We start from the raw sequence: 13,741 nt of genomic DNA, 5'->3' as shown, positions 1-13,741 counted from the left end.
AGGGTTTTTAGTTATTCCCCCACTGATTGTTAGCCCTAAAGGATGACCTAAAGGCCTTTGAACCATTCGGGGTGCTAGCGTTCGTTACTCCCACTTAAACAACTTGATATACCCGTTTTTGAAGTGGGAGTCTTACGGACGGTTGCTCCGGGATGAAAATGAGATTGCCCAATTACCATTTCGGAAAATCGGTTCTGTTTTTCCAGATGGTGTGATCCCATCAATATCCATTGTTTCCGAACCAATCATAAAGTCTTCGTGGACAAGACTATCATTTACCCCATGATGATCCAGTTCATCATCAGACATCTCCGATCCGTTTTCAATAGTGGTCGGGTAAGCTTTCCCTAAAGCAAGATGACAGGAGGCATTTTCGTCAAAGAGTGTATTATAAAAAATCAATCCTGATTGAGATATTGGAGACTGGTGCGGTACAAGAGCAACTTCTCCTAACCTTTTGGCTCCTCCTTGATCTGTTTCTAATAAATTGTTAAGTGCTTCTTCTCCCGTTTCTGCAGTATATTCGATCACTTTTCCGTCTTTAAATGTTAGTGAGAAGTGATCAATTATTGTGCCACCATAGCTAAACGGTTTGGTGCTAGTAACCGTACCATTCACCCCATATTTGTGCGGCGTGGTAAAGACTTCTTCGGTTGGGATGTTTGCATTGAATAGAATACCTTCAGCAGATTTCCCTGCCCCTCCATGCCATATATGTCCTTTCGGTAACTCCATTTCCAAATGGGTACCTTCTGCTCGGAAAATTAGTTTCTCATATTGTTTTTCGTTTAGATACGTTCTTGCTTGACGAAGCTGTTCATTATGTTCGTTCCAAGCTACAATCGGGTCCTCCTGGTCGATTCGGGTAATCGCAAAGATTTGTTGCCAAAGTTTTTCTTGTGCGACCTCATCGGATAAGTCAGGAAATACTTTTTTCGCCCAAGCCATGGTTGGATAACCAATCAGTGACCATGTAACACGATCATTCATGACATAGTTACGATATTCACTTAACGCACGTGCACTTGCCTGACTTGTGGCTTGAATTCGTTCTGGCTCAATCCCATTCAATAGATCAGGATCTGGTCCATAGACAGATAACAGGGAATAGCCTTTTTTAACCATTGCTAGTAACCCATCTGCACGCCATTGGGGAAAGTTAGAAAGTACTTCCATTGGAGCATGTGCCATTTTTAAATAGGTTAACATATCATCACCCCACTCGATATGTACATCCTTTGCTCCTTGGTCGTATGCTTCCTTTACAAGTACACGAACAAAATCAACCGCTTCGATTGGAGCATTAATAATCAAGCCTTGATCTTTTTGTAGATTTACACCGTTCACAATTGCCAAACGTGCGTATTTTTGCAGAGAATGTTTCATTGTCATCTCTAGTCCTCCTCTTAAAATTGTCCTATTCCCCTCCAAGCATTGGGGATATGCTTCATTATCCAAAACTATTATTTCACACTTGGTTCTCTATTTATACTATTTTGTTAAGGACAGGTCCCAACGAAAATGCTATAATCAATATTGATATAAAGTGAAACTGTGATCAGTGGAGGTTAGTATGTATTTCGCCACTAATTGTTATCTAAAGACTTCGGGCGCTAGCACCTGTTACTCCGGCTAGAACAACTTGACCTTCTTGTTGCTTTGATTGGTAGTCATATGAAGGTTTGTTCCTGGATAGAACTCACATAAGAGGATACATCCAAAATGCCCTAAAGCGGTCAGCAGATTAGCTCCATTGACCTCATTTTTTTGTTTTTTGAACAAGTTTATTATTTTTATTTTGTTACGAAGAAGGATGTGGACGTTTTGACAGAGAAAAAGGTTTTTCGTTTTTTAGTAATCGCTGTTTTGTTTTTTACTTTGATGTTTTTAATGTCTATTACTAGCTTTATTTTTATGCCGATTGGAGCTTACTTAGCAGCAATCGCTGTACCTATTGTAGGTTCAGGTATTTTATATTATATTACAAACCCTCTTGTGAACCTTTTAGAGAAATATAAAGTGCCTCGATTGGTTGGGATTTTAATTGTCTTCCTCCTCTTGATTGCCTTTGTATTTTTTAGTGTGAATGTTCTAATTCCAATTGTACAAGAGCAATTTAATAAATTAGTCGCAAACACACCAAATATGGCTCGATCCATGGAAGAGTTTTTTGTCCTTTGGCAAAACCGTCAAAATTATTTACCAGAAAGTATTGAGAATGCCATTCAAAATGTGATCGATAATTTAAATACGTATGTCGAAGGAATTACTGGTTTCTTATTTAGTTTTATCGGACAAATTTTCTCGTTCTTATTTTCATTTGTTTTAATTCCTTTTTTCTTGTTTTTCATGTTGAAAGATGGAAAAAAGTTCGTTCCATTTGTTACTAGTTTTTTGAGTGATAAAAAAGCAAAAAGTCTTGCTGTTCTATTGAAAAATGTAAATAAGACGCTTTCATCCTTTATCCAAGGACAGTTTATTGTTAGTTTTAGTGTCGGAATCATGTTATTAGCCGGTTATTTAATTGTCGATTTAAATTACGCCGTGATGCTTGCATTATTTGGACTGGTAATGAACTTAATTCCGTTTGTTGGCCCGTGGATCTCAGCAATTCCTGCTGTAATTATTGGCTTTTTCCAAGATCCGATGGTTGGTTTATGGACTGCAGTGATTATGATTGTGGCACAGCAAATTGAAAGTAACTTAATTTCACCTAATGTCATGGGAAGAGTTTTGAAGATCCATCCATTAACCGTAATTACGTTAATATTGGCTGCCGGTGCCATTGCAGGTTTCATCGGATTGTTGTTCATTATCCCATCTTATGCAGTATTCAAAACGGTTATTAGCCATTTTTATCATGAATGGCAAGAGAATCAACCGGTTGGTGAAAAGAAATTATTTTAGACAATTTTGTGCCTATTGGGAAGAAACGGAAAGAAGCTCTAGTAGAAAATAAACTGCTAGCTTCTTTCTTTTTTTGATTAAGATCGTTTGATTTCCATGTTAAAATAGAAAAAGATTCTATGATTAAAGGATGAACCAATGTATGCTAGATCAAGCAAAAAAGATGTTAAAAGAATATTATGGCTATGATAATTTTCGCAAAGGACAAAGCGAACTTATAACCCATGCACTAAATAAGCAAAACACGTTAGGCATTATGCCAACTGGTGGCGGGAAATCCATCTGTTATCAGATACCTGGGCTATTACTGCCTGGGACAGCAATTATTATTTCTCCACTTATTTCGTTAATGAAAGATCAAGTTGATGCCCTAGAAGCATTGGGAATAAGGGCTACCTATATAAATAGTAGTTTATCTACTGAAGAATATCATCAACGTATGCGTGAACTACAAGCTGGACGATTTGACTTTATTTACGTTGCGCCTGAACGATTTGATAGCCCTTCCTTTTTACGCACAATTGAAACGATCGATATATCTTTTCTAGCGTTTGACGAAGCACATTGTATCTCACAATGGGGACATGATTTCCGTCCAAGCTATCGTTCGATCATTTCGACATTAGATCAACTATCCAACATCCCTTTTCACGTTGCATTAACCGCTACTGCTACACCAGAAGTGATCCGAGATATTCAAGAATTGCTCACTATCCAAGATGATAAAGTTGTGAATACTGGCTTTGCGAGAAACAACCTCGCTTTTCATATGATTAAAGGACAAGATAAGCAAGGATTTATCGTTAACTATCTCCAAGAACATAAACAAGATTCTGGAATTATTTATGCTCCAACGAGAAAGCTTGTTGAATCGACAGCATCCTACCTTACTGAGCTCGGCTATTCGGTTGCGAAATATCATGCTGGATTAGATGAAGAAACGAGAAAGCACGAACAAAATACGTTTATTCAAGATGAAGCAAACGTTATGGTGGCGACCAATGCTTTCGGTATGGGGATTGATAAATCCAATGTTCGTTTTGTTATTCATTATAGTCTACCAATGAATATTGAAGCCTATTACCAGGAAGCAGGAAGAGCAGGAAGAGACGGGGAACCTAGTGATTGCATTCTCTTATTTTCAGGACAAGATAGTCATTTACAGAAATTTCTCATTGAACAGTCAGGATTAGAAGAAGATAAGAAAATATTAGAATACAAAAAGTTACAAGCGATGATTAATTATTGTCATACCGACAACTGTTTGCAAGCGTATATGCTTGATTATTTTCATGACCACACCAAGATCGAAAATTGCGGACGCTGTACACAATGCACGAGCACAGGGGAAAAGGTTGATCGAACAAAAGATGCGCAAATGGTTCTTTCCTGTGTTATGCGGATGGAACAACGGTTTGGTGCTGGTTTGACGGCCAAAGTTTTAAAAGGTTCCAAAGATAAAAAAATCAAACAATTTCAACTAGATCGCTTGTCCACATACGGATTAATGGCGGCAAGGACAGAAAAGGAAATTACAAATTTCATACACTTCCTTGTTGCGGAACAATATCTCACGACTGGTGATCAACGCTTCCCTATTTTACAACTAACGAAAAAAGCAGCTGATGTATTAAAAGGGAAAGAACAAGTTTGGATGCGGCAAGAGAAAATTCAACAGACAGAACAAGTGGATTATCACACCAAACTATTTGAACAGTTACGGGCATTGCGTAAAGAAATTGCCGATCGAGATAAAGTGCCTCCATATGTTCTATATTCTGATGCCACCTTAAAAGACCTGAGTCGATATTTACCGAAATCCCGTGAAGATATGTTAGAGATCAAAGGAATTGGTGTTAAAAAGTATGAACAATATGGAGAACCTTTTCTGGAAATCATTCAACAATTCGTCGAAGAAAAAAGTTCAGAAACACCTAGTTATTTAATCAGCTACCTGTTATATGAAAAGGGAGAGCCGATTGAACGGATTGCGAAAAAGAGAGGCATTCAAGATCAAACAGTTGCTACTCATTTGTTCCAAGCGTATCAAGCTGGCAAATCGATCAATTGGATTGATTTTTTTACCGAAGAAGAGGAAGCGATCATTTTAGAGGCCCAGCAAAACGTGAAAGAATCTGGATTACGGGCTTTAAAAGATGAACTTGGCGATGATTACAGTTATCCAATGATAAAGGCAGCATTGGCGAAGCATCATCTTATTCACATCTAAACAGTGAAAAATGCCTCACAAAGCCTGTGAGGCATTTTTTATTGTTACAGCGCCCAAGCGCCCTTACGGAAGACTGGTTCTATTTTTCCATCTGCTGTAACTCCATCAATATCAAGTTCTGCTGAGCCAATCATAAAATCAACGTGTGTTAAACTATCATTTACTCCGTGTTTATCAAGTTCTTCATCGCTCATTTCTGATCCACCTTCTAAGTTGGTCGGATAAGCTTTTCCTAATGCAATATGACATGATGCATTTTCATCATATAAAGTATTATAAAAAATTAATCCCGATTGAGAGATTGGTGAAGCATCTGGTACTAGTGCCAGTTCCCCAAGACGCATTGCTCCTTCATCTGTCGCTAGTAAATGTTTTAATGTGTCATAGCCTTGTTCTGCTTGATAATCAACGACCTTACCGTCTTTGAAAGTTAGGCTAAAGTTATCAATCATGTTCCCACCATATATTAATGGTTTCGTACTCGCGACTGTTCCATTTACCCCGTACTTATGAGGCAATGTAAATACTTCTTCTGTTGGCATATTCGGATTAAAGTGACGTCCATCCGCTGTTTTCGCGCCTCCACCTTTCCAAATATGTCCTTCCGGTAAATCAAACGTAATATCTGTGCCTGGAGCTTTAAAAATTAATTGTTTGTATTGTTTTTTGTTTAATACTTCTCGGCCATCTTTTAGGGATTGGTTGTGTTCATCCCAGGCTGCGATTGGGTCTTCTTGATCGACACGAACAATTTTAAAGATTTGTTCCCACAGACTTTCGATTGCATCTTCTTTCGATTTGTTTGGGAAGATCTTTTGCGCCCAATCTCCTGTTGGAATCGAGATAATCGACCATGCAATGCGATCGTTCATCGTATATTTACGGAATTCTTGCATTGCTTCTGCTGATGCCTTTTGTGCTTTTGCAACTTTAGCTGGGTCAACATCTTTCAGTAAATCTGGGTTTGTTGAACGAATCGATAATAATGCTGCACCATCTTCTGCATAGGATAAGTATTTGTCTACTTGCCACTGTGGAACATCGGTTAACACTTCTTCTGGAGCATTTTGAAACTTTACTAACGTTAACTCATCATCTTGCCAGTTAACCAATACATCTTTCGCTCCTAATTCATAGGCTTTTTTTACAACAATACGTGTAAAGTCCGCTCCTTCAATCGATGAGTTGATCATCAGAGCTTGATCTTTTTGTAAGTTAACACCTGTACGCAGTGCTAACTCTGCATATTTCTCTTGCATTTGTACATCTGCCATCTTCTATCCCTCCAAATTTTTAATCCTTTTCTATTATTACATAATTATTTCGGATATTGAAATAGTTACACTTATTTTTCTAGCTCTTCAACTAAAAGGGATAATGTTTCCCATCGTTCCATTTTTTCTTCTAAAGCAGTTTCTAATTCTAGTTGCTTCTGATAATTGGATTGAACTTTTTCCGAGTCGCTTCCCGCCTCTATGATCGCTATTTTTGTCGCTTCAATTTTTGCTTCAAGTTCAGCAATTTGATCCTCGATTTGCTCCCATTCTTTTTGTTCCTTGTAGGAGAGTTTCTTTCTTTTGCTTTTTGATTCTACGGGTTTGGGTTTCGCAATTACTTTTTGTTTGCTTTCCTGTTGAATAGTTTTCGCTAAATACTCCGTATAATTCCCGAAGAAATTATTCGTTTTTCCTGGTGCATCAAAAACGATCAGTTGATCAACAACACGATCTAGAAAATAGCGATCGTGTGAAACGGTAATTACAACGCCTGGAAATGCATCTAGATAATCTTCAAGAATTGCTAGCGTTTGGGTATCGAGATCGTTGGTAGGCTCATCTAATAATAAAACGTTGGGTTCTTGCATTAAAACTTGCAGTAAATAGAGGCGACGCTTCTCTCCTCCAGATAATCTGCTGATGTAGGTCCACTGCTGTGCACGTGGAAACAAAAATCGTTCCAACATTTGTTCTGCAGTTATTGTGCCACCATCCTTCGTATGAATGACCTCGGCTGTCTTTCGAATATAATCAATGATTCGTAATTCTTCATCCATTTCTCGATGATCTTGTGTATAATAACCAAAATGTACAGTAGAGCCGATCTCCATTTCCCCATCATCTGGAGTGATTCGACCGGCAATAATATTTAAGAGTGTTGTTTTCCCGCTCCCGTTTGCGCCAACGATTCCGATTCGATCTTCTGGCTTGACTAGTAAATCGAATTGATCGACGACACGTAAACCTTGATATGCTTTCGTGATATTGTTTAATTCAATTACACTTTTGCCTAGTCGCTTCGACCCTACTTGAAATTCCAGTGATTCTGACTTTGTGTTAAATTTCTTTTCTTTCATTTCTTCTACTCGATCAATTCGAGCTTTTTGTTTCGTCGAACGAGCTTTGGCTCCTCGTCGTAACCATGCCAACTCTCGCTTCAGTGTATTGGCGTGTTTTTGTTCATTCTGTTGTTCTAGCTGCATCCGTTCTTCTTTTTTCTCCAAGTACGTTTGATAATTACCAATGTATGTATATAGATTTCCTTTATCTAATTCATAGATCCGATTGGTCACCCGATTTAGAAAATAACGATCGTGGGTGACAAGAATGATTGAGCCTTGATATTTTGGTAAATATTGTTCTAACCATTCAATCGCTGGATGATCTAAATGGTTGGTTGGCTCATCAAGAATGAGTAAATCAGCTGGTTGGATTAACGCTTTTGCTAAGGCTACTCGTTTCTTTTGTCCACCAGATAAATTTGCGATTTTTTGGTCAAAACCAGTAATCCCTAGTTTTGTTAAAATTGTCTTGGCTGTTGTATTCGCATCCCACGCTTCTAATTGATCCATTTTTTGCTGTTGTTGGAGAAAACGATCTTGAATTTTTGGATCATCTGGGTTTGTAGTAAGATCAAGAAGCACTTGTTCATATTGGCGAAGTGCGACCATAATTTCTGCATCTCCGGAATAGATCTCATCCAGAATCTTTTTTTGTTCTGCAAGGTCTGGTTCTTGTGCCAAGTAGGCAATCGTAAAATCCTTTGCATGCGTAATAGAACCACTATCCCTATCTTCTTCTCCAGCTAATATTTTCAACAAACTTGATTTCCCTGTTCCGTTCACACCAACAAGTCCAATTCGTTCTTGTTTGGCAATGGAAAAGGAGAGGTTATCAAATAATATTTTGTCTCCATACGATTTTGTTAAATTTTCAATCGATAATATTTCCATACATTCACCCTCTTTTTGTAAACAACTTTCTTTGCCTAGTATAGTATAGACAGTGAATTCAGACAAATTTTTGTTTGAGCTTTTAGTGATTAGATATGGAGTGTGGAGTGTGGAGTGTGGAGTGTTTTAATTTTGCGTGCATTCTCTGGGATTTGCGTGCATCTTTTGGATTTTGCGTGCATTCTCTGCAATTTGTTCACATCTTTTCTGATTTGTTCGCATTCTCTGCGATTTGTTCGCATCTTTTCCGATTTATTCGCATTCTCCGCGATTTGTTCGCATCTTTTCTGATTTGTTCGCATTCTCCGCGATTTATTCGCATCTTTTCTGATTTATTCGCATTCTCCGCAATTTGTTCGCATCTTTTCTGATTTGTTCGCATTCTCTGCGATTTGTTCGCATCTTTTCTGATTTGTTCGCATTCTCCGCGATTTGTTCGCATCTTTTCCGATTTGTTCGCATTCTCTGCGATTTGTTCGCATCTTTTCTGATTTGTTCGCATTCTACGCGATTTATTCGCATCTTTTCCGATTTGTTCGCATTCTCTGCGATTTGTTCGCATCTTTTCCGATTTGTTCGCATTCTCCGCGATTTGTTCGCATCTTTTCTGATTTGTTCGCATTCTCCGCGATTTGTTCGCATCTTTTCCGATTTATTCGCATTCTCTGCGATTTGTTCGCATCTTTTCCGATTTGTTCGCATTCTCCGCGATTTGTTCGCATCTTTTCCGATTTGTTCGCATTCTCTGCGATTTGTTCGCATCTTTTCTGATTTTTTCGCATTCTCTGCGATTTGTTCGCATCTTTTCTGATTTGTTCGCATTCTCCGCGATTTGTTCGCATCTTTTCTGATTTGTTCGCATTCTCTGCGATTTGTTCGCATCTTTTCTGATTTGTTCGCATTCTCTGCGATTTCTTCGCATCTTTTCCGATTTGTTCGCATTCTCCGCAATTTCTTCGCATCTTTTCCGATTTATTCGCATTCTCCGCGATTTGTTCGCATCTTTTCCGATTTATTCGCATTCTCCGAGATTTGCTTGCGACCTATTACCATATTCCCACACAAAGACTTGACCAAAAAAAGATCAGGACTACATACATAGCATTCTCCTGACCTTTTTTTAAAAAAATTATAAAATTGGTGCAATCAAACGTGCAACGGCTTCTTTGAATTTGATCGATAACGATCTTTGTTTATATGCTTCATAAGTGAATAATGTTGAGTTTATCATATCTTGTTTGAAATCTTCTACAAGTTGGGCAGTGATTTCTTCGTTGTACAGAAAAGCATTGATTTCAAAATTCAACCGGAAACTTCGAACATCAATATTTGCTGTACCAACTGAGGAAATTTTATCATCGACCATGATTGTTTTTGCGTGAAGAAAACCATTTTGATAAATATATACCTTCGCCCCTGCTTCTAGCATATTTCCGATATACGAGTAGGTAGCCCAATAAACAAACGGATGATCTGGTTTATTCGGGATCATAATCCGAACATCAATTCCCGATAAAATAGCAATTCTAATAACATCTGCTAAACTCTCATCCGGAATAAAATATGGGGTTTGAATATAAACATATTCTTGTGCTTCCATAATCATTTTTATGTAGCCGTTTTTAATTTGCTCCCATTCTGAATCGGGGCCACTAGACACGATTTGCATTCCTACATTACCCGTTGGTTCGGCGTTGTAGTAGAGTTGCTCATATTGTTCAATTTGATCACGTGAAGCTTGATTCCAGTCGAGAATAAAACGAGTTTGCATATTGCGGACAGATTCCCCGACCACACGCAAATGGGTATCGCGCCAATAACCGAATTTCAGTGACTCTCCCAAATATTCATCTCCAATATTAAAACCACCGATATAACCGATCTTGCCGTCAATTATTGCTAGTTTTCGGTGATTACGGTAATTGATTTTAAAATTAACCTTTGGAATTAATGGAGGAAAGAAAGCAGCTACTTCAACTCCAGCTTCTTTCAGTTTTTTTATGTAACTTTTTCCTATTCTCCTTGAACCCATGTCATCATACAAAAAGCGAACCTTTACTCCTTGCTGTGCTTTTTTGATAAGTAGATCTCGTATTTTTCGACCTAAATGATCATTGCGAATAATATAATAGAGGATATGGATATGTTCGGTTGCAGATTCGATATCTTCCAATAATGCATCAAACTTATCGTTTCCATCATTAAATATCTTCACTTCATTTTTTTGCGTCAAAATGGCATCATTGTTCCGTAAATGCAAATAAAATAAATCTTTATGTGGCAAATAGTTTTCCGGTATCGGGAAACTGTCCTCTTCTAAAAGTTGCAGCTGGGTTTCGACAGCCTTCTTGACACCAAGCTTACTTTTGTTATCCCAAATGAAGAGTTTTTTTCTGCTCAACTTTTGTCCAAATATTAAATAAAGAAAGAATCCTACTACTGGAACAAAAGTCAAAACTAATAACCATGCCCATGTAGAGGTAGGATTTTTTCTTTCTAGAAAGACAATGGCAAAAGCTAGAATAAAATTAAAAAAGAAAATAGTACCTAAGATAAATGCTGTTATACTCATGTAATCGCCCCCTCTAGAATCCTACATCCACAATATAACATAATATGACACATTATATGTTGTTTTTTGCATTCTCATCGAAAGAAAATAGCCGACTGGAAATCTTCCAATCGGCTATTCTATTCTTAATTGTGTTGTTTTTTGCTGTGGTTTTGGTCCGCGAACAATTAATATTCCATTTTCATAAATGGCTTTCGTTGTTGATTGATCAACTGGGTATGGCAATTGAATGGTTCGTTCCCTGTGCATATATCTGTGTTGATGATAATGATAATTTGCTTTTTCATCATCTACTTCTGTTGCCTGCTCATTTTTCGTTTGAACATGCAATTTATCTCCAATAATATTCAAATGAATATCTTCTTTTCGTAAACCGGGAAGTTCTAACTCTACCACCCATTCTGTTTGCGTTTCATAAACTTTTACTGGAATGCGACCAAATGCATTACTTTGCTGAAAAAAAGAATCAATCGACTCTAGAAAGTTATTATTTGGACGGTTAGCAAATAAATTATCCATCCTTTTAATTAGATCTTGCCCTACTTCCCATATTTCTGACTTTTTCTCGTTTTTATTTTCCATACAAAAATTTCACTCCTTGTCATTATATTAATTTCTTCATTATTTTATGCATCGTTAATAAAGTTTGCTAATTCAAATTCTCTAATCATTAATTGAAAGAATATTCTCATTCATCAAAAAAATATCTTGACGTACTGGTAACTTTCCCCTATAATCCAAACTAACATGAATAGCTCTTATCAAGAGTGGCAGAGGGACTAGGCCCTATGAAGCCCGGCAACCAGCAAATCTATTTTGTTAAGGTGCCAAATCCTACAGGTGATCATTTTCATCTGATAGATAAGAGGAGGAAATCGGTGTATAAACCTCTTCTTACGCAGAAGGGGTTTTTTGATTAGAGCAAACAGAAATCAAGTGGGAGGAATGTCAAATGTCAGAAAAAGTTTTTTCATTTCAGGGAACAGAAACACAATGTATTCACGGAGGTCAACAGGTAGATCCGACAACTGGAGCACAAGCAGTTCCAATCTACCAAACCACATCTTATGTATTTAAAGATACAGAACACGCTCAGAACTTATTTGCTTTAGCTGAAACCGGTAACATCTACTCTCGAATTATGAATCCAACGCTTGATGCCTTCGAACAACGAGTCGCTTTATTAGAGGATGGTGTCGCGGCAGTTGCTACAGCTTCGGGGATGTCAGCGATTACGCTAGCGATCCTAAACTTAGCAAACAGTGGGGATGAAATTCTAGCAGATAGCAATTTGTATGGAGGAACGTATAATTTATTTGCAAAAACCTTACCTAAATACGGAATTCATGTGAAGTTTGTCGATGGTACAGATCCTGAGAATTTCCGTGCTGCCATAACAAAGCAAACAAAAGCCATTTTTGGCGAAATCATTACGAATCCATCTTTAAACGTCTTTGATGTCGAGAGTGTTGCGACTATTGCACATGAACACAACATTCCTTTAATCATCGATAATACATTCGCTAGCCCTTATGGTGCAAAACCAATTACATGGGGAGCGGATATTGTTATTCATTCAGCAACCAAATGGATTGGTGGTCATGGAACTTCGGTTGGTGGTATTGTTGTTGATGGTGGACGTTTTAATTGGAATCAAGAAAAGTTCCCAGGATTCACCGAACCTGATGATAGTTATCATGGTGTTCGTTTTGGTATCGATGTTGGACCTGCGGCGTTTGCAATAAAACTTCGTGTTCAATTGTTACGGGATATCGGGCCTACCTTAAGTCCGCAAAATGCTTTTTACTTCCTACAAGGCCTTGAAACATTAAACTTGCGGATCAAACAGCACAGTGAGAATAGTGTAAAAGTTGCAAAATACTTAGTGGAACATCCACAGGTGGAATGGGTCAACTATCCAGGATTAGAGGAACATCCTTCTCATGCCTTAGCAGATAAGTATTTGACGGACACTTACGGCTCTATTATTACTTTTGGAATCAAAGGCGGTCGGGATGCAGGTAGAAAAGTTATTGATCAGGTGAAGCTATTCAGTCATGTTGCCAATGTTGGTGATGCAAAATCCTTAATTATCCATCCAGCGTCTACCACTCATCAGCAATTAAGTAGTGAAGGTTTAAAAGCAAGCGGAGTAACAGAAGAGCTAATTCGTTTATCGGTTGGGTTAGAGAGTATTGAAGATATTTTAGCTGACTTAGATCAAGCAATCGCTAAAGCCACAAATACTACACCAACGATTAGTGTAACAGAAGAGCAAGCCATTCGTTGGGCTCTTCAATCTCCTTTTGCACGTGAAGACGGTCAAATACGCCCGAAGAATTTTGTCGTTGTTGGCGATAAAACACAACATCGTTGCTTAACCAAATTAGAAAAGCTCGGTTATCAATTTACAGATTACAATCAGAATGAGGCAGTGATTGATTTATTATTTATTGCTGATCCAGAAGGGCTTGAAACGCTTCCTACTGATGCAAAAATTGTTTGGTTCCGAACATCTAAAGATTATACAACACTGAAAAATCAAGCAGAAGAAAATAATCAAATTATTGTAGAAAACAAATGCTTGTTTGGTACAGCGGATAAAATTCGTCGTAACCCAAATAATAAGTAGAATTTCTTTCGAACGAATGGGTCTTGTCTATTAAGACACTCCATTCGTTTTTTTGCTTTCCATTGCAATTATACCTTTTAGACCCTTATAATAAGAAAATAACCCTTCGTTTGAAGTGTTTGTTTTATTTTCTTATTAACGGGAATATATATATTCACATAATCTAAAATA

Annotated in this window: 10 protein-coding genes and 1 riboswitch; of the genes, 3 read left to right on the top strand and 7 right to left on the bottom strand. The window is 37.7% G+C overall.

Annotated elements, in window-relative coordinates; all coding sequences use genetic code 11:
* Positions 1-132 precede the first annotated feature (132 nt).
* Positions 133-1,392 (bottom strand): aminopeptidase, encoded by a 1,260-nt coding sequence (locus OWO01_RS04845; RefSeq protein ID WP_268779309.1) that lies wholly within the window; start codon positions 1,390-1,392, stop codon positions 133-135.
* Positions 1,393-1,815: 423 nt separating this feature from the next.
* Between OWO01_RS04845 and OWO01_RS04840 the strand changes: the two genes are divergently transcribed.
* Both OWO01_RS04840 and recQ read left to right on the top strand, forming a co-directional pair.
* On the top strand, positions 1,816-2,907 hold the full coding sequence (locus tag OWO01_RS04840; RefSeq protein WP_336283749.1) for an AI-2E family transporter: 1,092 nt from the start codon (positions 1,816-1,818) through the stop codon (positions 2,905-2,907).
* Positions 2,908-3,049: 142 nt separating this feature from the next.
* Positions 3,050-5,137 carry a DNA helicase RecQ gene (recQ, locus tag OWO01_RS04835; protein ID WP_268779307.1) on the top strand — a complete coding sequence of 696 codons (2,088 nt, stop codon included), beginning with the start codon at positions 3,050-3,052 and terminating at the stop codon, positions 5,135-5,137.
* A 44-nt stretch (positions 5,138-5,181) separates the two neighbouring features.
* Here the strand turns inward: recQ and OWO01_RS04830 are convergent, their stop codons facing one another.
* The 6 genes from OWO01_RS04830 to OWO01_RS04805 form a co-directional block, all read right to left on the bottom strand.
* On the bottom strand, positions 5,182-6,411 hold the full coding sequence (locus OWO01_RS04830; protein WP_268779306.1) for an aminopeptidase: 1,230 nt from the start codon (positions 6,409-6,411) through the stop codon (positions 5,182-5,184).
* 71 nt (positions 6,412-6,482) lie between these two features.
* Entirely contained in the window at positions 6,483-8,366 is a 1,884-nt protein-coding gene (locus tag OWO01_RS04825) for an ABC-F family ATP-binding cassette domain-containing protein (protein WP_268779305.1), read from the bottom strand.
* A 196-nt stretch (positions 8,367-8,562) separates the two neighbouring features.
* Entirely contained in the window at positions 8,563-8,928 is a 366-nt protein-coding gene (locus OWO01_RS04820) for a hypothetical protein (protein ID WP_268779304.1), read from the bottom strand.
* Entirely contained in the window at positions 8,879-9,388 is a 510-nt protein-coding gene (locus OWO01_RS04815) for a hypothetical protein (RefSeq protein ID WP_268779303.1), read from the bottom strand. The genes OWO01_RS04820 and OWO01_RS04815 overlap by 50 nt, the downstream gene beginning before the upstream one ends.
* 107 nt (positions 9,389-9,495) lie before the next feature.
* Positions 9,496-10,938, bottom strand: coding sequence for a cardiolipin synthase (gene cls, locus OWO01_RS04810; protein ID WP_268779302.1), 1,443 nt, complete (start codon positions 10,936-10,938; stop codon positions 9,496-9,498).
* A 114-nt stretch (positions 10,939-11,052) separates the two neighbouring features.
* Positions 11,053-11,520, bottom strand: a complete 468-nt coding sequence (locus tag OWO01_RS04805) for an Hsp20/alpha crystallin family protein (RefSeq protein ID WP_268779301.1) — start codon at positions 11,518-11,520, stop codon at positions 11,053-11,055.
* A gap of 173 nt (positions 11,521-11,693) precedes the next feature.
* Positions 11,694-11,806: riboswitch (SAM riboswitch) on the top strand.
* Positions 11,807-11,890: 84 nt separating this feature from the next.
* Here OWO01_RS04805 and OWO01_RS04800 point away from each other — a divergent pair.
* Entirely contained in the window at positions 11,891-13,570 is a 1,680-nt protein-coding gene (locus tag OWO01_RS04800; protein ID WP_268779300.1) for an O-acetylhomoserine aminocarboxypropyltransferase/cysteine synthase family protein, read from the top strand.
* The last annotated feature ends 171 nt before the right edge of the window (positions 13,571-13,741 follow it).

It is taken from the genome of Natronobacillus azotifigens (assembly GCF_026805325.1).
Lineage (GTDB): Bacteria > Bacillota > Bacilli > Bacillales > Amphibacillaceae > Natronobacillus > Natronobacillus azotifigens.
The sequence above is the reverse complement of the archived record's forward strand: the minus strand, read 5'-3'. Positions and strand labels throughout refer to the sequence as shown.

Bases quoted from the DNA above. Each gene is read 5' to 3' on its own strand.
- OWO01_RS04845 (WP_268779309.1), bottom strand. From the start codon at position 1,392: ATGACAATGAAACATTCTCTGCAAAAATACGCACGTTTGGCAATTGTG.
- recQ (WP_268779307.1), top strand. From the start codon at position 3,050: ATGCTAGATCAAGCAAAAAAGATGTTAAAAGAATATTATGGCTATGAT.
- OWO01_RS04830 (WP_268779306.1), bottom strand. From the start codon at position 6,411: ATGGCAGATGTACAAATGCAAGAGAAATATGCAGAGTTAGCACTGCGT.
- OWO01_RS04825 (WP_268779305.1), bottom strand. From the start codon at position 8,366: ATGGAAATATTATCGATTGAAAATTTAACAAAATCGTATGGAGACAAA.
- OWO01_RS04820 (WP_268779304.1), bottom strand. From the start codon at position 8,928: ATGCGAACAAATCGCAGAGAATGCGAACAAATCGGAAAAGATGCGAAT.
- OWO01_RS04815 (WP_268779303.1), bottom strand. From the start codon at position 9,388: ATGCGAATAAATCGGAAAAGATGCGAACAAATCGCGGAGAATGCGAAT.
- cls (WP_268779302.1), bottom strand. From the start codon at position 10,938: ATGAGTATAACAGCATTTATCTTAGGTACTATTTTCTTTTTTAATTTT.
- OWO01_RS04805 (WP_268779301.1), bottom strand. From the start codon at position 11,520: ATGGAAAATAAAAACGAGAAAAAGTCAGAAATATGGGAAGTAGGGCAA.
- OWO01_RS04800 (WP_268779300.1), top strand. From the start codon at position 11,891: ATGTCAGAAAAAGTTTTTTCATTTCAGGGAACAGAAACACAATGTATT.